Raw genomic sequence first — 18,725 nt, 5'->3', positions numbered from 1 at the left:
AGAAAAATGTAGCCCGGATTAGCGCAAAAGCGCGTAATTCGGGAGAAATAATCCCGGGTCACAACCCGGGCTACAAGAATATAGGGTATCTAACATACCCCAAAATTTTGTCTAGTTTTATTGAGCCACTTCAATAGAGTGTGGTTTACCTTTATAACACACCAGATAAAAGCTTAGGGAGGTTCCTTAGCGCTTGCTTAAACGGTACAACTTGAACATTGCCTTCAAAATAAGTCTCGTTACCACCATAAAGCATATAAAATTTCGCCTCTGGGTAATCTTTTGCAAAAGCCTTTAAGCCCTTAAAATCCTTGGTATCCAACCTTGCTTTTCGTTTAATTTCAAAAGCAAAAAACCCTTTTTTTCCATACAAAATAAAATCAACTTCTTTCTTATCTCGTGTACGCCAATAATAAAACGAGTAACCCAAATCAAAATAGTCGTTATAGGCTTTTGCTTCTTGTAAAAACAAGGTTTCTAGCGTAGCGCCATCAATTTCAGATGCACTATCCAAGGGACCTTGCGGCCTAATAGAACGATAAACACCGGCGTCAAAATAATAAAATTTAGGCGAATTGACCATATCGCGCGTAGCGCGCTTGCTAAAAACAGGAACTCGACAAGCAATAAGCAGGTCTTCTAGTATTTCAAAAAAATTAGCGACCGTATGTCTATTACTCGCAATCTCACGACTAATCGCCGTATAGTTCAGCACTTCCCCTTGAGAAAAACTGGCTGTTTCCAAAAAACGTGTGAACAATGCGATATTACGTGTTAGTCCCTCTTGTAGCACTTCTTCCCTTAAATAACTCGCGACATAACTTGATAAATACTTTTCAGGTTCATTACTGGTTATAGCCATGGGTAAATGGCCCAATACTAAAGACTTTGTTAAGCTAAACTGCTCCCCAAGTTCAAGACAAGTCAGCGGGTGCATATGATACGTTAAAGCTCTGCCTGCTAATAAATTCACTCCTTGCGCTTTAAGCTTTCTTGCACTTGAACCTGTCAGTATAAAACGTAAGTTTCGCCCTTCAATCAGGCGATGTACTTCGTTTAAAATAGCTGGAATCTTTTGCACTTCATCAACAATAACCCACCCTTGGTATCCATCAGGAATCTTATCATTTAACCGTGTCGGTCTCGCTGACAGCTCTGTATAAATATCATCATTTAATAAATCAAAATACAAAGCATCTCCAAAATGCTGCTTAAGCCACGAAGTTTTCCCTGTACCTCGAGGGCCAAATATAAAGACACTATGCTTTGATTCCTGGTTAATGTTAATAAGCCGTTTAAACATAAACTTTCCTATGTAAATCCAGATGGACTATACAACAATAAATGATAAAAAACGAGATCTAATATCTCTATTTTATATAAAAATAGAGATATTAGATCTCGTTTTTGAATAATTCGTTGCGGGACTTTTGCGGGTTTCTCTATCGCCCTGTAAAGCCAACCATCACTTGAGTAAAGCGCATCAAGCAACTCAAGTCATGGAGTATCGTTGGATAAACTGGATAAAAATTATTGTTATCGGACGCAAAGATTGGGGTATAGAACCCACTATTTCTAATCAAAGAAGATTCTACCTCCGCCTGATCAAAGTTTTTCTTTGCTATTGAATCATTCATTTCCTGAATGCGCCGCTCTAACAACTCTTTTTCTAAATACGGGATGAATTATAGAATTAATGCTTCTATTACAGGAATAGAACACGAATTCACTAACCCTCAAACCACTAAGAATCAATGGGGATGGCCAGCGAATCAGCAAGAAAGACAGAACCTCGAAGAAAATTCGGAGCAGGCTGGAAAAAGCCCTCTCAACCCCCCAGACCAAGGCGACTCAAACTAGAGCTATCCCCCGCCCTAAACTTTAGCGCCCTATTCAGGGCGCCAGCCTTACAAAACCCTCTCGCACGACACACTTGACTGGCAAGAAATCATCCTTTAACTTCATGGCTGGATTGATACTCGACTCAACAGCACAAGGACACGTGTGATGTTACGAAAAAGCACCTTTGTTTTAGCCTCCTTACCCGCAGCAATCGCGGCCACTGCCGCCACCAACTCTATTTCACAGGTAAATAACAGCGTTCGCGCCGCCTTTGTCTATCAATACATGTACTACCGTGAAACATCCACGAAGCAAGGCCACGAGGTCGTTGACGACACTAACCGCGGCAACATGCCTGGTTTTGCGCTTGAGGCTAATCACGAATTTGGCCATATCTACACGGATGTGGCGATGAAAGCCCTAAACGGTAACACGCCGTACAAAGGCGCCACCGTCGGCACTAATATTCCCGTTAGTAATGATAATGCACCCTCGTTTATTTTCGACATGACCGGTATCGCAGGTTATCGATTTAACTTCGGCTCTCGCTTTGCGCTGACCCCCTACGGTGAGATCGGCTATCATAGTTGGGAGCGCAGCAGCTTATCCAGCGTAACCTCTCAAGGTGGATCCGTTGAAGGTGGCCAAGGCGATTACTCGAACAACTACTGGGCTGGCGGTTTACGCGCACAATTTCAAGTTGCTCAAAGCCTCGTGCTCACCGCGTTTGGTGCAGCCGGCAGAACCTTTAACGCGCACGTTTACAACACCAAAACCAAGCTTTACCCCAGCAGTGACATCCATGCCGGTACTACGTATAGCCTCAAAAGCAAACCTTGGTATAACGCAGGCCTTGGCCTAGACTGGGCTGTCGCGGGTAATTTCCATTTATTTACAACATTGGAATACACGCGCTTTAAATACGGTAAAAGTAATATTGAAAACACGGAGCCGAACAACCCTCATGATGGTAGCGACGAGCCGGATAGCTTCACACGTTATTTTGCCACGTATCTTGGCTTAGCCTACAGCTTTAATACCAACCAAAAAGGCTCAAAAACCACGAGCGCAGAAAACTCACTAGCTGCTTTCAACAACGAAGGCGGCGCTGAAATCATGGGTATGTATACAAACTACCGCCTGGCACCCAAAGCCGGCTCGGCTGCGAAAGACATTCGCACGGGCACACACAGCGGTACCATTCCAGGCCTTAGAATCTTCTTAAGCCATAGCTTTGGCCACTTTGTATTCCAGGCATCGGGTGATTACGCCAGTGAGCATGTGCACTTTAAATCCAACGATCCTAGCACGCCATACAGCACCAATGATGCAAAAATAAACCACTACAACGGCGGCATAGCCTTGGGTTATTTACACTCTTTCAGCGATAAAAGCGCCCTCTTGCCGAAAGTCGTTTTAGGCTTTGAGCACGATAATTTTATCATCCAAAAAACAAGCTATAACATCCCAGAATCGAATGTCTATTACTTCTTCTACACCGGTCTTGGGCTGGATTATCAACAGCAACTGTCAGACGGTTGGATTATGTCACCGAGTATTGAAGGTGGTGCGACTGTGGCCAACACCGTCTATGCGCCGCTCGCTGAAGTGCAGTTTCACAATAGCCCAGCCCCCTGGTATGGCGCGGGGCTCAAATTTGATTATGCGATCAATCAAGACACGCACTTTGTCACAAATCTAGATTATCGCTACGTGGCCTTTAAGCAGAGCGACCTCACGCAAGGTAATACGCCCTCTACAGAGGCCACGATGCCAAAAGCACACCTGAGCACAGTCAGCTTATCAGCGGGTATCGCGTTTAATACTTAAGACGTAGCCTTTAGCTTTTTACGCCGGGCTTTTTTAATAATGCAAAAAATGCAGTAAATAATCAAACACGGATAAAGCACGGATAAAATGGGTATCGCAAAGCCCATGATCTTATCGAAACCAAAGCTCGCCGCCATATACATCAAAGCTAAAATAATCAACAAAAGCCACTTGCGCGAAATGCGCTGCTTTGTAAAAACTCTTTCCATGAAAAAATCCATCCCCGCCTCGGTTAAAGCCGCCGCAGTGGCAAGACAGGCAAAGGTCACACAAATTGACACAAAGATAAAACCGTATCGGCCCAACAAAACCTCAGAAATTTTACCAATTAACGCCGCGGTTGGCGTGCCAGCCATGGCTTTTGCGTGCATAGCCGCCACGATAATCAAGCCCGAATAAATTAAGGCAATCAACAACGCGCCCACTAAACAAGAATACAAGGAAATCTTGGTGATAGAATCTTTATCTTTCAGACCATGCGCATGGCACTTTCTTTTAATGTTTTTATAGGCAATGGTTGCAAAGAATACCGCGGCCAATAAATCCATCGTGCCGTAACCGGTCATTAAACCGGTTTGTGCGACATGAAAAACGCTGGCATGGCTTGGCAAAAATGGTGAAGCAAAGTGCACGCCCACCAACACGAGAAGAATAAACGCCATGATTTTAATCGGCGAAAAAAACCAGCCAATAATATTCACCACATGCCGCTGATTCAGCACCATAACATAAACAATCGCAAAATAAATAAAGGCAAACACAAACGGATTACCGAAAAAACCCAGCGATGCCCCGCCACCAATAATCGTGTGATACGTGACCAACTCTGTTCTGGGCGCACCGACTGTTAAGCATAAAATAAAAATCAAAAAGCCAGTGATCAAGAGTGCCGCAGGTTTACCTAATGGCGCGAAAAACTTCCAGTAGTCCCCGTTATAAAGGCTCACTGCAAAGAGCCCCAAAAAGGGAAAGCCGACGCCCGTAATGACAAAAGCAATAATGGCCGTCACAACATGAGAGCCCGCCTGCATGCCTAATTGCAGCGGGAAAATCATATTGCCCGCGCCAAAAAACATCGCAAAAAGCGCGAGCCCAGTGGTTAATGCAAGCCGTGTACGTGCGGATGTTTTCATTAATTATACTTTTTGTTTGCTAAAAAAGGCGCCCATGATGACATAAAAAGCGCCCAAGAAACAGGCAAAAACCAGTTTAAACTCGCGATTTCTCATGGTAATTAAACCACTCAATAAACCCTTCATCTTCCAAAGCATAAGACCCACGGCCAGATTGCCAAATAAGCCCCTTATCGCGCAACGCTTGTATGGCAGTTTGCACAGAAGGCGTTTTGGCAGGCTCGCCCAATTTAGCCTGATAAAACCCCATCGCCTCCTCTGAGAATGGCGACCAAGAGCGGCCTTTTTCAATCAGCAAACACAAAACCGCTTTTTGCAGTTCAGTGAGCCCTTCATAATCATTCGCGTAATCTTGCCAAAGCTGGTCATGCCAAAGAAAAGCATCTTTTTTTAATAACCCTGATAGTGACTGCGCTTCATTACTAATCGCCACACGCCCTGCAATTTGACGCAAAATTTCAGGCTTATACCCGACCAACTGAAACGCTTCCCACATATCAGCCTGACTAAATTGATTATTAGCACTGAGGCTTTTGTTCACCTCATCAGTGAAAAAATCCGTATAATCGCGACCCAGCAAAGGAAAGGCGGTGACCTCTGAGCCAAAAAATGGTTTATCTTTTTTAATCAATAATTGTGCGAGCTTATCGCGATTCGAACCTGTAAACACCAGCATTAGCTTGGACGTTTCACCACGCAAATTAATTTGATCACGCGCCGACTTAATGGCAAACATCGCATCTAAACCGGCTTTTGTGCTTAAAGCATGCTGCGCTTCGTCAATAATTAACACGACAGGTTTTTTAGACGCCGCAATCAAATGCTCCAAAAGCTGAACCAAGGTCACGGATTTTGGCAAGCCTGGTTTAGAAAAATCGATTTCCACGGCACCTAATACAGTGATCTTCTTCAACTGCACTTTGCGCGTGACCTTTTTCAAGCCGCCTGACACACTGAGCATGGCTGTTTTGATCATCTCAATAATCAATAGTGCTGGATCTGTCGCTTTCTCAGCCCAAAGATCAACATAAATTGAAAGCCAATGCCGCGCGGCCACTTCCGGCATCAAATCACGCAGTAAAAACGTACTTTTACCCACGCGTCTGGGGCCGGCCAAAAACAGCCCAGACGTATTATTCGCAATCCCTTTGCCTTCAAGACTGTCACAATAGGACTGAGCCAAGGCTTGTCGGTTAAATACAAACTTATTCATCATACCACCCTCCTTTATGGTAAATTATATTATAAAACATAAATTATGTAAAACGCCGTAATTACCCGGCGGCCGGACTAAGGCGCCAGATCGCTTAAGGCAAGTTTTAATGGAAAGGACGCCTTCTTCTCACTAATTTTGCTTGATTTAAAACAAAAAACATCCATTATACAGAAGCTCTGATATCGACAGGACTCCATTCAAAAAAAGGAATTTATCATGAAAAAAAACCATTTAGCTTTCGCGATCATCAGCGCTTTTTTACTACCCACATCACTGCTGGCGCAGAGTGTCAGTGGTGCTGATTCATGGGCCGGCTTTCACGTAGGCGCCACACTGGGCGGCGCCTGGGGAAACGCGAATTTACGCTACACTAACGCAAACTACTTTAACACACTAGGCCCCACCGTACTCGGCAACACCATGTTCTCGGGCCGTTACCGCAGCGCCATCGCCGGTGCTTCACTCGGCTATAATATTCCAATCAAAAAGTTCATCTTGGGCCTAGATGCCAGTGCTGCCTCAAGCAATTTAACCCGTAAACAACGAAATGCTTACTTCCCTGGCATTGATTATCAAAGAATCAATATCAACTTTCTTTCGAACATCACCCTGGATCTAGGCTTACCCTGCAAAAAGGCGCTTTTCTATATTGGCGGTGGTTTCGCAGGAGCCAACATGAAAATGACCCAAACCACCTCCGTCGAAAACATTCGAGCCTCTTCATCTGCCTGGCTTAATGGCTGGGTGATGAAAACCGGCATCAATTACAAACTAAGCCCACACCTCTACACCGGTGTTGCCTACAGCTTTAACCGACTGACTCTAAGTACGCATAGCATTTCTTGTGCAAACTGTGGGAGCGGCGAAGGGTATGGTACGCCCAAAGTCCACGGCCACGCTAATGTGCAGACAGTGTCCGTAAACCTTAGTTATTTATTTGGCAAAAACCCGTGAGCCCGCCTATCATTTTTTGATTAGAATGATGAACAGGCTCTGCAAGTAATTTTATAAGGCCACATGCTTAACACGACAAGTAAAAGCATACTTTCGGAGCAATGGCTCGTACTTATATTCTGCAATAATGTAGTCACTTTGAACATCCGCATAACCACCGGGAAATTGGTCGCATGACACTGATGAAAAGTCGCTATTACCATGCGTGACTGTCGTCGGGCGAACAGAGATTTCAACGTTATGGCCAGCGTAGCGCTTCGTGCTATAGATAAAGCCCGGAGAGAATGTCTGTTTAGGCTGATACGCTGAGCCTGGGTTGTTGATGGTGCCTTTATCAATTACCGTAAATTGCACACCACCACCACTTTCATTCAAAAAAGTTAACGCCCGGCTCGGACCCGAAGCCGCATTCGCAGTGACCGCCAAAGCAGCCACAAGTGATAAAGCAGAGACGATTTTAATGAGTTTCATACGTTTTATCCTTATTGTTGTTTAATGACGAGAGCAGTTTAATGCTAAACAGCTTAAGGTTTTATTACGAGTCAACGACATTTGCACTTTTCTTTTGAAGTCTTGCCCACAAGCGCTATTGCAGGAAACATACCTCACTGATAGCATCGCCACATGATCACTATTATTCTACAGCAAAAGAAAGTTAGACCCATTTGGCATGGCCACCCCTGGATTTTCCCAAAGGCTATTGAATCAATGAGCGGTTCACCCAAGGTTGGCGAGCTGGTTAATGTCCTTGATGCTAAACAACAACCCATCGGGGTAGGCGTTTTCAATCCCCACTCACTTTATCGTGTGCGCATGCTAAGCTATGCCTATGAAACCTTTGATCAAAGCAGTGTTGACTCGATCATTCATCATCGATTAATCGAGGCACTCTCACTACGCCAACAATTAAACCTACCCAACCCATCAACAACAGCTTACCGCCTATTTAACAGTGAAGGCGATGGCCTATCAGGTCTTGTGATCGACGTTTACAATGACATTGCAGTCGTTTCAAGCTCGGCATATTGGGCTGAACAACACAGAAACATGATAGAAGCATTAATAAGCCAATGCCTACCTAACACTGCTATCCTTTGGCGCCCACAAGAAAAAGCCTTAAAACAAGATGGCTGGACCTTATTGAAATCAAGCAAACCTGATGAAAACGTTATCCGCACAGTTCACGAAAAAAATATTACTTACGAAATCTCTTTTCAGCACACACAAAAAACAGGTTTATTTCTCGACCAGAGCGAAAATCACCAAGTTGTCGCCAATCTGTCAAAAGGCAAGCGTGTACTCGACTTATACTGCTACTCAGGCGGCTTTGCCCTACACGCCGCAAAGTCTGGTGCAAGCAAAGTGACGGCAATTGATAGCTCAGTCGATGCGATTGGCCTGGGTAAAAAAAATGCTGAACTGAACCATGTTAACATTGAGTGGATCTGTGATGACGTTAATAAACACTTATCAAAAGCACAAGAATACGACATTGTGATTCTTGACCCACCCAAGCTTGTACCTTCACGCCAACATCTAGAGAAAGCCACTCAACACTACCGCCGACTGCACGAGCAAGTCTTTCAAGCGATGAAGCCAAACAGCCTGCTTTTTACCTGTAACTGCTCATCAGCCATGACTTGGGATTTGTTTACAGCCATGTTGCGCGATGCTGCGACAGCGTCCAAAAAACGTATACGTTGCTTAGGTAAATACAGTGCGAGCCCAGACCATCCTACGCTGCCCGCCTTTCCTGAAGGGGAATATTTGCGTGCTGTGCTACTAAGTGTTATGTAAGTCTGTTGGACAAGACCCTAAGCCCGACTCAAAAAATGACCAAGCTTTTGCTTCTTAGCCTTCAAATACGCTTTATTATTTTCATGCGCATCGATTTCTAAAGGAACTCGCTCAACGACCTCAAGCCCGTAATCCGAAAGCTCTTCAAGCTTTCTTGGGTTATTGGTCATTAGTGCAATTTTTTTCACACCCAGGTGCTTTAACATATCCGCTGCAATAGAAAACGAGCGCATGTCTGCCGGAAAACCCAATTGGTGATTCGCTTCGATCGTATCCAAACCCTGCTCCTGTAAGGCGTAGGCTTTGATTTTGTTAGCCAAACCAATGCCGCGCCCTTCTTGGTTTAAATACAACAACACCCCCCCTTCGGCTTGTATTTTATCCAAGGCCACCGCCAACTGCTCACCGCAATCACAACGCTGGCTTGAGAAAATATCACCCGTCACGCAAGAAGAATGCACACGCACCAAAGATTTTTTTATCGACGCTAGCTCACCGGCGACAATCGCCAGGTGATCAACACCCGTGATGCGATCTTTAAAAGCATGAACTTTAAACGCGCCAAACTCATGCGTGGGCAGATTGGCTTGTGCAATGTATTCTGCGCGCGCCTCATGAAATAAACGATACGCAAGCACATCAGCCACCGATAAAACCGGAAGCTTGTGCGCCTTGGCAAAGTTTACTAAAGCATCGCCTTTCGCCATGTGACCATCCTCACCCATCACCTCACAAATCACCGCAGCAGGTTTTAAGCCGGCCAAGCGCATTAAATCCACACTGCCTTCCGTATGACCTTCTCGAACAAACACGCCGTGCTTTTCAGCTTTTAATGGGAAAAGATGCCCAGGAGACACAATGTCTTCAGGGTTCGAAGCGTCATCCACCACGGTTAAAACCGTGTGTGAACGATCGTGTGCCGAAATACCGGTCGTAGTGCCCTTTCTGGCACCAATCGACACCGTAAACGCCGTTTGGTGTCGGCTATTATTTTTAGGCGCCATCGGGTTTAAGCGAAATTTTTCAATATACTGCTCATCCAACGCTAAGCAAATTAAACCACAGGCTTTTTGCGCCATAAATTGAATCGCTTCAGGTGTCGCAAATTCAGCCGCAACGATCACGTCCCCCTCATTCTCACGACTTTCATGATCACATAGCAACACTTTGCCGCCTTCCTTTAAAACAGCCAAGGCATTTTCTACACGCTTTAATCGTTCATTCATGGTATTTTCCATACTGTTTTTCAATGTATTTTGCGACTAAATCAACTTCAATATTCACACGGCACCCAGGTTTGTAGTACTTGACGATACTCACCGCTTGCGTATGTGGAATGAAGGTGATCGAGAATGTGGATTCATCACAGGCTGCAATCGTCAAACTCATGCCATCAATCGCAATAAAGCCTTTATGCACGATGTATGGAGCCAGAGATTTTGGCAGGTTAAATCGGGCCATCCAGGCCTCGCCCTCATCGTGAATATCTAAAATTTCTGTCGTTGCATCTATATGGCCTTGGACAAAATGCCCGCCCATACGCGTCGTGGGCAATAATGCCCGCTCAAGATTGACTATCGACCCCACCACCAAATCACCCAAAGTTGTGCAGCGCAGTGTTTCTGGCACTACGTCCACCAAAAAAGTTTTTTCGTCAAAGGCTGTCACCGTTAAGCACACGCCATTAATGGCGATACTTTCACCTAACTCGATGTCTTGCCATTGCGCTTGAGGTGACACCTTAAGCCTAATGAGCTTGTCGCCCTGCTCAACCAGCTGCACAATACCTGTGTGGTTCACAATACCTGTAAACATTAATCGCTCCTTTTTATTTTGGCAGATATAAAAACATCGTCACCTAATGCTTCAGCCACTAACGGCAATACGCACGTTTTTTTCGGCAAATTCGCCACAATCACAGGTGCAATATAACAATGATATTCGTCCACCAAATCAGCTGCGATAAATTTTTTATGCGTCTTCGCACCACCTTCAATGTAAAGACTGCGAATATGCCTTTTGTGCAAGTCTTTTAAAACAGTCAGTGGATCTGGCGCGATCAAACAGACTTGGACATCTTTTTTTTGAAGGCTTGATGCAAGCTCGGCTTCGCCACTGGGCAGATAGACTAACGTATTAAAAGCGTACGCATCATTAAACAAGCGCGCATCGAGTGGCAAGCCACCACGCTCAGCGATAACAACACGCAAAGGCTGTTTTTCGGTAGCAGTTAAGCGAACCGTGAGTTGTGGGTTGTCACGAATCAATGTGTTCGCACCAATAAGAATCGCATCGACCATTGCTCGCTGCTGATGCACATGTTGCTGGCTCTTTTCGCCCGTAATAAAGCAATCGTCCGTATCCGCGCAGATCGTTTGACCGTCTAAGCTCATGGCCCATTTTGCAATGACGTAAGGTCTTTGCATTATCATAGCGTGAAAAAAAAACTGATTGAGCGTGCGAGCTTCGTTTTCCAGCACACCCTCGATAACGTCTATGCTTGCCGCTTTTAAAGCCGCAATACCCTGACCTGACACGAGTGGATTGGGGTCCTGTGTCGCACAAACCACGCGTGAGACACCAGAGGCTATTACACGGTCAACACAGGGAGGCGTACGTCCTTGATGGCAACACGGCTCGAGATTGATATACAACGTCGCGCCATTGGCTTGCTCACCAGCCAAATCCAACGCCAAAGCTTCCGCGTGAGACTGACCCGCTTTTTGATGGTAGGCTTGTGCAATTAACTTTCCATCCTTGACCACCAAACAGGCCACCATCGGGTTCGGCGAAACGGTTAAACGCCCCGCTTCAGCCAACGTTAATGTTTTTTGCATCCACTTTTCGTGCGTGTACATCATCGCTTTGCGCCATAAAGTTAATCATACGCTTCAGGGACAATACAGAGTGAACGGCAAACCAAGACGGGCTTACCCAATGCTTCTTTCATCCGGACTATGACCGTCGGCCCTGGAATTTCACCAGATCTGCTGACCTTTCAAACCGTATTTTGTTCGAAAGCGCTCGCGGGCTATCACCGCCGGTGGGGAATTACACCCCGCCCTGAAGACCTGAACATTGTACGGTATTTTTTTGAATGGTCAAATAGGCGGGATAAGCCGCACCATTGTGAGCACATTTTAATATCATTGCGAGCGAACGATAGTGAGCGCGGCGATCTTTTAAATTAACCTAGAGATTGCCGCGTCGCCATGCTCTGAAGCAAAGACGGTTGCTACCTTAAGAACCATAGCCGTTACCCCATATCAAAATCAATGGGTTTTGAAGGGGTTGTCATCGACCAAACTCGCTGAAAAATGCTGACTGGTAAACGTCTACGCTGAAACTTGCCCCGATGTTTGTAAACGAGATTGATGTGATTGACCTTTTTGAATGAGAAGTCACAAGGCAGCTTAAACATGACCGCGCCTAAACCCATCCAGCTCAAGCTCGGCCGCCCCATACTCAGCACACGAAACGCCTTTTTATCTGTCGTTGTCAGCTCGAGCAAAGCGGAGGGTGCATCGCTTGGAATAAACTGCCCGTAGGTTTGAAAGCTTAAAGCACAAGCCTGAAGCTTGGGCATATTCAAGCGCGTGACTGAAAACAAGCCCTTTGGCATAAGCATTGTAGTCGCGCCTTTAATGTGCAAGCGCTCAACCACTGCTTGATTAAACACGTTGTATTGTTGGTTGTCAGCCGCCTGTTGAAAATCGCCTGCCAAACATTGAAGAGAGGCAGACAAGCCAAGTAGGCCTATAAAGATTGAACGGATTTTTTTACAGAACACCATCATCATTAAAAACTCCTCTCGCCTTGCTGCGAATCAAACATCAAAGCATTCACCAAATGTTGCATGGAGTGTTTATCCACACCGCAGGCTAGTTTGTTAAACACCAGCACATCATCCGTTGCACACAAAAGATCACCCTCGCGCACCTTGACGTTGATAATCGTGCCGACTTGATCGCCGATTTTTGAAACGACATCTTTATACGCATTCACATTCACAATACCATGCGCTGAATGATGCCCTAAAAATCGCTTAATCCCCGGTGAATTAAAGGCAACCGATGTAATACCCGTATCGAGCGCCAAGAGCTTGGCCAAGATACCGCCCAAAGAATGTCCAGCAAACGCGATGCGGCCCAATGCTTTAGGGGTTTTGCGTAATACCGCGTGAAAAACATCCATCGCGCAGCTGTATAACGCCGGTCTGGCGCCGGCACCATACTCAAGATCCGCGCTGACACTACCCCAATCGCTAATATCAGTGCCACGAAATGCAAGCACATAGCCTTCCACCAATTCGCTATAATACAGTCTCGCAAAAAAACCTGAGGCAAATTTGCGGTGATCGAGCTCGATACGGTGCAAGCCATACGCCATCATTGTAGGGTCTGGCGGCTCGAGCTCGCTCAAATACACATCGTTAGCCAGCAAGGCATATTCGATAAGACATAAACCTAGCACTACATTTTCTCCGCGGCTTGCAAATCGTAGCCTGCTGTCACTGGGCTGAGCGGCTTATTGTCAATATCACGTGCGGTGAAGGTTTTCTCAATTTGAACGAAGTTCAAATGTAAGAGCTCCCGGCCACTGTGCGCCTGGCCTTGTGATTGATCGTGATAGCGACTGATGATCACCTTCGATAAGCGATACTGAGAATACGGCTTTAAATCGCTATCGGTGGCGCAAATGTCGATAAGCACTTCGGCAATCGCATTGCCCAAACAGGCTTTTTCAAACAACAAGGGCGAGCTTTTATCCGGCCGTTTCGTGATTAACACCTCCGAAAAGCTGGGCACCGAAGCGTCGCGGTTGACGACACGCCCTACCTCGGTTGTCACATGTCGATTAACACCCGCATTAAATGAATCCAGCTGTATCCAGTTTTCATGACCTTTCGACGTCACAGCGCCGTCAAGGCCATCTATTTTCATGTAGATTGCCATACGTAAACCTCGTAAAAGTGGAAAGAAGAAAAGACTCAGGAAGTGTCTCAAGGCTCGGCACGAGGGTCAAATATGTCTGCCTACTATATTTTGAAGAATTTTTTTACCAAAAAAATTAAAAACAAAAAATATTCAAAAAAACCTGCTATATATAGGAAGCTAAAAACACATTAAAGGTGAACTATGAAATTACGGATAATTTCTCTCTTGTTATCCAGCTTTAGCTTAGCAAGCTTAGGTTTGGCGGATAACCCACCCCTGCAGCCTACAGAAAACGCAATAACCTGCGCCCAAAGCCTGCAAAAATATGCTGTAAACTATCAATTTCTGATAGCTGCCGGCAAGTGCAGCAATATGAAAGGAAGCAATAACTACAATGTTGTTGGTTTCAACACCGTCGGTATACCGCCGTTTGTTGACATTGCAACACATTGCACAGGCACAAATGAGAATGATGACTGTATGAATGACACAAGCGAAAACGGCAGCATACAATGTGTTTCTGAGATGAGGGACTCATATGAATTAACCGCCTCTAACTCAGGTGGTTCGTTTACACTCATCGTACCCAAAAACCAAACACCACCGGTAAAAGCCAGCAGCATCAACGTTAACCATGGTGAATGCATTGGCAGTGACTGGCCCCTTACATTTCCTGAATAGCGCCTTTTCACAGACCTCTCAAGGCTTGATGATCAAGCCTTGAGACCCTCGCCAAGCCAATCAATCTATGCTAAATTCAGCCTCAATTAATTTTCAGCCCGCTTAATACGACATGAAACACTGGCTAAAACTCTCGATTTGCTTAATTCCACTGATGCTTGCAGGCTGTAGCCCAGCGCCGCCCAAAAACACCAATAATATTTGTAGCATCTTTAAAGAATACCCGAACTGGTACTGGGATTCGCAAGAAGTGAACAAACGCTGGGGTATTCCTATCAGCACCTTGATGGCGATCATCCATCAAGAGTCACACTTCCAAGCCGGCGCAGCACCGCCGCGTGAAAAAATCCTCTGGATTATCCCTTGGAAACGCCCAACCACCGCGTATGGCTATTCACAAGCGGTAGACGGCACCTGGAAGCTTTACAAGCAGGACACAGGCGGCGGTTTTTTCACCTCACGTGATGATTTTGGTAACGCGGCTGATTTTATTGGCTGGTACGCTTACCGTGCCCATAAACGTGCAGGCATTGCGATGAACAACACTTACGCGCAATATTTGGCTTATCATGAAGGCATTGGCGGCTATATGCGCGGCACGTATCGCAAAAAGCAATGGCTGATCAATGTGGCCCGTAAGGTCCAGCGCTTAAGCTGGACTTACCACTGGCAGCTTGAACGCTGCCAGAGTTCTTTACCCAAAAAACCTTGGTGGCACGTCTGGTAGGCAACGCTAACCCATTGATTTTAAAATAAAAAATAATTCTGGCGCTTTTTAAAATTAGGTCTATAATGCCTCGAAATTAGTTTCACTTGTTCAACTTTTAACCTAGGACAAGCTGTACATGGTCGATAATGTAATAATAACAAGACCAGCAAAAGCCCAAGACCGCGTCCCTGCGGCCAGCCAGCCAAGCTGTGATAATCACATTCAAAATTTAGAAAGATTCAATCGCGAAGAAGAGCTTAGGCGCGCAACCTACACTGACAGTGTGGTAGTGGCTGATGATGTTGCCAGCGCACAGAGTGAAGCGGCTCTACTGATCGGCGCAGCCACTGACTTTGCGAATAATTTCAATCAAAGTAACTTCATGAACGTCTTCGACGGTTTCACGAACATCGTTTGGAATCTTGTTGATACCGTTAACAGTGTGGTGGGTTTTGCGACCAGCATTAAAAACCTGTTGAATGCAAACACTTCTCAAGCTAAACGAAAAATTGAACTTGGTATTGCCGCAGTAGGTTTTGCCGCAGGCCTGGCTTTAGGTGCCAGTACAATTGCCGGCATGATTTTAAGCAGCAGCGTTTTACTTGCCGCCACTATCACCCCCGCACTATTTTGCTTAGCTTCTGCCATCGACACTTTACAAAGCGCCTTTCGCTGTATTCGTGCCGCGCTAAAAACCAATAGGCGTTACTTAGCGAAAGATCGTGAGAATACTTATAAAAAATTAAAGCACAGTCTTGCAGCAGAGAATTTACCCGAGGATCGCATCGCGCTTATTCACGACATTGAACATCGACTAACAGAGCCAAGCACCACTCTAAACGGCAAAGTCCTACGACTGTACCGAGTCGCCTTACAATGCGAGCTTTTTAACGCAAAAAATGATGACCAGCAGGCGAAGATTGCAAAAGATGTGTTAATTGAAACGCAACGCAACAAAGCCAAAAACCAAGGTTTCCGATTTGTAATGAGCCTGGCTTTAACCATTGGTTTTGGCTTGTGCTGCATCCCTGCACTGCTGCCTATCAGCGCATTGGTGGTTGCCGCTGCGACAGCGCTAACCGCGGTTGTCACACTTGGAAAATGGGCGCATGCGAGCTACCACGATTACCTTGCGCAAAAAGCCAAAGCCGCATTAAATCCTGAAGGCGTTAAAAACGTCGAAGATCAAGTCAAAAGCACCTACGGCAAGCACTGGGCAGCCTTATCTCACCAGCAGCAACAAGGCCTATTGAATAAAGCTTATATCGACAAAGCACAAGCCGACTCTAAAACCTTCAAAGCCCACCCAGGCCGCCGTATTTTTAACTGGCTTGCACATGTAATGAAAAGCGTGTTTATCCGAAGTGAAGAAAAACAACCCATTTCTCGCTGGCAACGTTTTAAAAACGGCTTGAAACGTATCGCCAAATTTTTCGCCTGTGTGATTATGGCGCCACTGACTTTATTGGTCGCTGCCGGCATTGCCATCAAGCATAAAATCAAACAACAGAAAACGCGAAGCAAAGAAGACGATGTGAGCGTTTCGCAAGAGGTTTGCCACAGGCCAGAGAACAACTACGATCGCTTGAAAAAAATGGGGCCACAAGCACCAAACAATACGTTCAAGCCAGAGGCAGACACACAAAGTGCAGTAGAAATCTTTAAAAAGACAGAGGCCGACTATACCCAGGCGCAAGCTAAAGCGCACACTAATGAAGCTGGCGGCGTAAAACTTGAACGAACTGAAACCTCAGGTGGCGCAAACAGAACACCGAGTGCAAACAGAAAAATGATCATTCACGGTAATACACACAGCTTGTTTGGCCACCACACAACAGGCGGCGGCGCACAAGCTCACAGCGCGAAGAAACAGCAAACGAACAAGCCCCTTGTAGAAGCGGTGGCGCCATAGCCGCATAACCTGGCCTAGCCGACAGCCCAAGGATAGCCCGGGTTTATATTTTCCCGGATTATCACCCGTCTTCGCATTCGCTACGACGAGGTTCAAAATCGAATAAATGTAGCCTGGGTTGAAATGCGTAGCATTGAAAACCCGGGTTTAAAAAATAGCAGCTACTTCGCGCGAGCGTGATCCGACTCACCCCACTGTACGCCTAAACTATTGAGCGCATTAATGATGGCAGGCAATTTATGGGCAGTTTCTTCGGCCACACCTTGCGCCATGTTTTCTTCATCGGCAATCAGCTTTTGTTTCTCGTGATCTGCCCACTCGGTTAACACACGCACTTTATCCTCGTGCTTCAACGATTTATCGTCCAATACGGCTTGTGGTGTTGTGTATTGATCATGAATACTCATACTCACTCCTATTATGTGGCACGAATGGCCTCTGCTTCAAAACTTAAACGACGGCGCAAGTAAAGCAGCAAGCCCAACGCCGGCACCATTAACACTACGCTAATGAAGAAAAATGTCACCCAACCAAAATAATGCGCCACCTCACCGGCCACGGGGCCGACAAACACACGCCCTACCGCAGACAAGGCCGACAACAGCGCATACTGTGTTGCCGTAAAACGATGATCGCACAGCCCCATCAAAAAAGCCATAAAGGCCGCCGTACCCATGCCTGCCGCTAGATTATCCACACTGACACTGATCACCAACAAGGCATAGTTTTTACCGACATAAGCTAACAGCATCAACAAAGCATTTGAGCCCCCTTGAAACAGGCCAAAATACAGCAAAGAACGAAACAAACCAAAACGAGGCAGGCAATAACCGCCTAAGTACATGCCCACAATGATGGCGATCACACCATAGATTTTAAACACCGTACCGACCGTGGCTAAATCAAAGCCCACGCCACGCAGCAAAAAGGTCGAGATAAACGACAAGGCAAAGGCATCACAAAGCTTATACAAAACCACAAAGAGCAAAATCCACACTGCATACGAGCGCATGAAGAACTCGAAAAACGGCTTAGCCACAGCATCGTGCCAAGATAGCGCAGGGGCTTTGTCAAAACGGGCATGTGGCGCAAAAAACGACAGACAAACGCCGACGAGCATGCACGCAGCCATGATGATGTACGTCACACGCCAGCCCCAATACTGGGCCATGATCAAGGCTAACCCACCAGATAAAATCAAGGCTAAACGGTAACCGCAAACCAACATCGCTGAAGCCACCCCGCGCTCCTCGGCTTGCAACAGGTCGGTACGATACGCGTCAATCGCCGTATCTTGCGTAGCCGAGGCAAACGCAATCCACACTGAAAAAACGGCCACAGCCCACAAATGCTTGGCTGGGTTTTGAATAGCTAGTAAGAGAAGACCGACGATAAGCCCGATTTGCGCGACCAACATCCACGAACGCCTGCGATCCATAAACGGCCAGGCCCATTTATCCAACAAAGGTGACCAAAGAAACTTAAAGGTGTAGGCGGCGCCCACTAAGGAAAAAAAACCAATATCCACAAGGCTTACATGCGCCTCAGTCAGCCAGGCCTGCAAGGTGCCACCAATCAGCGCCAAAGGCAACCCTGAGGAAAACCCGAGAAAGAGATTGAGCCAAACTGTGTTGCGTTGCCAAAGTGCCTGTTTCATGGGGGCAGTGTAACCCGAGTCACAATTCTCGGCAAACCCCAACACCCTCTTGCCCAA

General features: G+C 46.1%; 19 protein-coding genes and 1 riboswitch. Of the genes, 7 read left to right on the top strand and 12 right to left on the bottom strand.

The annotated features are described in order from the left end of the window. Positions 1–151: 151 nt before the first annotated feature. Positions 152–1,303 carry an ATPase gene (locus COV52_02990; protein ID PIR11741.1) on the bottom strand — a complete coding sequence of 384 codons (1,152 nt, stop codon included), beginning with the start codon at positions 1,301–1,303 and terminating at the stop codon, positions 152–154. A gap of 377 nt (positions 1,304–1,680) precedes the next feature. Here COV52_02990 and COV52_02985 point away from each other — a divergent pair, with 377 nt between their 5' ends. Both COV52_02985 and COV52_02980 read left to right on the top strand, forming a co-directional pair. Further along, positions 1,681–1,860 carry a hypothetical protein gene (locus tag COV52_02985; protein ID PIR11740.1) on the top strand — a complete coding sequence of 60 codons (180 nt, stop codon included), beginning with the start codon at positions 1,681–1,683 and terminating at the stop codon, positions 1,858–1,860. 147 nt (positions 1,861–2,007) lie between these two features. Then, complete coding sequence (locus tag COV52_02980) at positions 2,008–3,672, top strand: hypothetical protein (GenBank protein ID PIR11739.1); 1,665 nt, start codon at positions 2,008–2,010, stop codon at positions 3,670–3,672. On the opposite strand, the gene COV52_02975 is transcribed toward COV52_02980, so the two are convergent. Together COV52_02975 and COV52_02970 are read right to left on the bottom strand one after the other, a co-directional pair. Further along, positions 3,669–4,805, bottom strand: coding sequence for a hypothetical protein (locus COV52_02975; GenBank protein ID PIR11738.1), 1,137 nt, complete (start codon positions 4,803–4,805; stop codon positions 3,669–3,671). The genes COV52_02980 and COV52_02975 overlap by 4 nt on opposite strands. Before the next feature lie 76 nt (positions 4,806–4,881). Further along, positions 4,882–6,021, bottom strand: coding sequence for a hypothetical protein (locus COV52_02970; GenBank protein ID PIR11737.1), 1,140 nt, complete (start codon positions 6,019–6,021; stop codon positions 4,882–4,884). A 216-nt stretch (positions 6,022–6,237) separates the two neighbouring features. Between COV52_02970 and COV52_02965 the strand changes: the two genes are divergently transcribed. Beyond that, positions 6,238–6,975 (top strand): hypothetical protein, encoded by a 738-nt coding sequence (locus tag COV52_02965; GenBank protein ID PIR11736.1) that lies wholly within the window; start codon positions 6,238–6,240, stop codon positions 6,973–6,975. 51 nt (positions 6,976–7,026) lie between these two features. Here COV52_02965 and COV52_02960 read toward each other — a convergent pair whose 3' ends face one another. Beyond that, positions 7,027–7,446, bottom strand: coding sequence for a hypothetical protein (locus tag COV52_02960; protein PIR11735.1), 420 nt, complete (start codon positions 7,444–7,446; stop codon positions 7,027–7,029). Between the two features lie 153 nt (positions 7,447–7,599). Between COV52_02960 and COV52_02955 the strand changes: the two genes are divergently transcribed. Then, a complete protein-coding gene (locus tag COV52_02955) occupies positions 7,600–8,772 on the top strand; it encodes an SAM-dependent methyltransferase (GenBank protein ID PIR11734.1) in 1,173 nt (390 codons plus the stop codon). Between the two features lie 17 nt (positions 8,773–8,789). Here the strand turns inward: COV52_02955 and COV52_02950 are convergent, their stop codons facing one another. The 6 genes from COV52_02950 to COV52_02925 all read right to left on the bottom strand — a co-directional run bounded on the left by COV52_02950 (position 8,790) and on the right by COV52_02925 (position 13,727). After that, the gene (locus COV52_02950; protein ID PIR11733.1) at positions 8,790–9,998 is read right to left on the bottom strand and encodes a bifunctional 3,4-dihydroxy-2-butanone-4-phosphate synthase/GTP cyclohydrolase II; all 1,209 of its coding nucleotides are present in this window, start codon (positions 9,996–9,998) and stop codon (positions 8,790–8,792) included. Next, positions 9,991–10,587: a riboflavin synthase gene (locus tag COV52_02945; protein PIR11732.1), complete on the bottom strand. Its 597-nt coding sequence runs from the start codon at positions 10,585–10,587 to the stop codon at positions 9,991–9,993. The genes COV52_02950 and COV52_02945 overlap by 8 nt, the downstream gene beginning before the upstream one ends. Then, positions 10,587–11,633, bottom strand: a complete 1,047-nt coding sequence (gene ribD, locus COV52_02940; protein PIR11731.1) for a riboflavin biosynthesis protein RibD — start codon at positions 11,631–11,633, stop codon at positions 10,587–10,589. The genes COV52_02945 and ribD overlap by 1 nt, the downstream gene beginning before the upstream one ends. Before the next feature lie 73 nt (positions 11,634–11,706). Next, a riboswitch (FMN riboswitch) is annotated at positions 11,707–11,847 on the bottom strand. A 181-nt stretch (positions 11,848–12,028) separates the two neighbouring features. Next, positions 12,029–12,571, bottom strand: coding sequence for a hypothetical protein (locus tag COV52_02935; GenBank protein PIR11730.1), 543 nt, complete (start codon positions 12,569–12,571; stop codon positions 12,029–12,031). Then, positions 12,571–13,245, bottom strand: coding sequence for a hypothetical protein (locus COV52_02930; GenBank protein PIR11729.1), 675 nt, complete (start codon positions 13,243–13,245; stop codon positions 12,571–12,573). The genes COV52_02935 and COV52_02930 overlap by 1 nt, the downstream gene beginning before the upstream one ends. Next, positions 13,245–13,727 (bottom strand): hypothetical protein, encoded by a 483-nt coding sequence (locus COV52_02925; GenBank protein ID PIR11728.1) that lies wholly within the window; start codon positions 13,725–13,727, stop codon positions 13,245–13,247. The genes COV52_02930 and COV52_02925 overlap by 1 nt, the downstream gene beginning before the upstream one ends. A gap of 183 nt (positions 13,728–13,910) precedes the next feature. Here COV52_02925 and COV52_02920 point away from each other — a divergent pair, with 183 nt between their 5' ends. The 3 genes from COV52_02920 to COV52_02910 all read left to right on the top strand — a co-directional run bounded on the left by COV52_02920 (position 13,911) and on the right by COV52_02910 (position 17,011). Beyond that, positions 13,911–14,390, top strand: coding sequence for a hypothetical protein (locus COV52_02920; GenBank protein PIR11727.1), 480 nt, complete (start codon positions 13,911–13,913; stop codon positions 14,388–14,390). 112 nt (positions 14,391–14,502) lie between these two features. Continuing rightward, a complete protein-coding gene (locus COV52_02915) occupies positions 14,503–15,117 on the top strand; it encodes a hypothetical protein (protein ID PIR11726.1) in 615 nt (204 codons plus the stop codon). A gap of 118 nt (positions 15,118–15,235) precedes the next feature. Then, on the top strand, positions 15,236–17,011 hold the full coding sequence (locus COV52_02910; GenBank protein ID PIR11725.1) for a hypothetical protein: 1,776 nt from the start codon (positions 15,236–15,238) through the stop codon (positions 17,009–17,011). Positions 17,012–17,172: 161 nt separating this feature from the next. Here COV52_02910 and COV52_02905 read toward each other — a convergent pair whose 3' ends face one another. Next, positions 17,173–17,418 (bottom strand): hypothetical protein, encoded by a 246-nt coding sequence (locus tag COV52_02905; protein PIR11724.1) that lies wholly within the window; start codon positions 17,416–17,418, stop codon positions 17,173–17,175. A gap of 11 nt (positions 17,419–17,429) precedes the next feature. Then, entirely contained in the window at positions 17,430–18,713 is a 1,284-nt protein-coding gene (ampG, locus tag COV52_02900; GenBank protein ID PIR11723.1) for a muropeptide transporter AmpG, read from the bottom strand. Between the last annotated feature and the right edge of the window lie 12 nt (positions 18,714–18,725).

The organism is Gammaproteobacteria bacterium CG11_big_fil_rev_8_21_14_0_20_46_22 (genome assembly GCA_002796245.1).
Classification (GTDB): Bacteria; Pseudomonadota; Gammaproteobacteria; order UBA12402; family UBA12402; genus 1-14-0-20-46-22.
The sequence above is the reverse complement of the archived record's forward strand: the minus strand, read 5'-3'. Positions and strand labels throughout refer to the sequence as shown.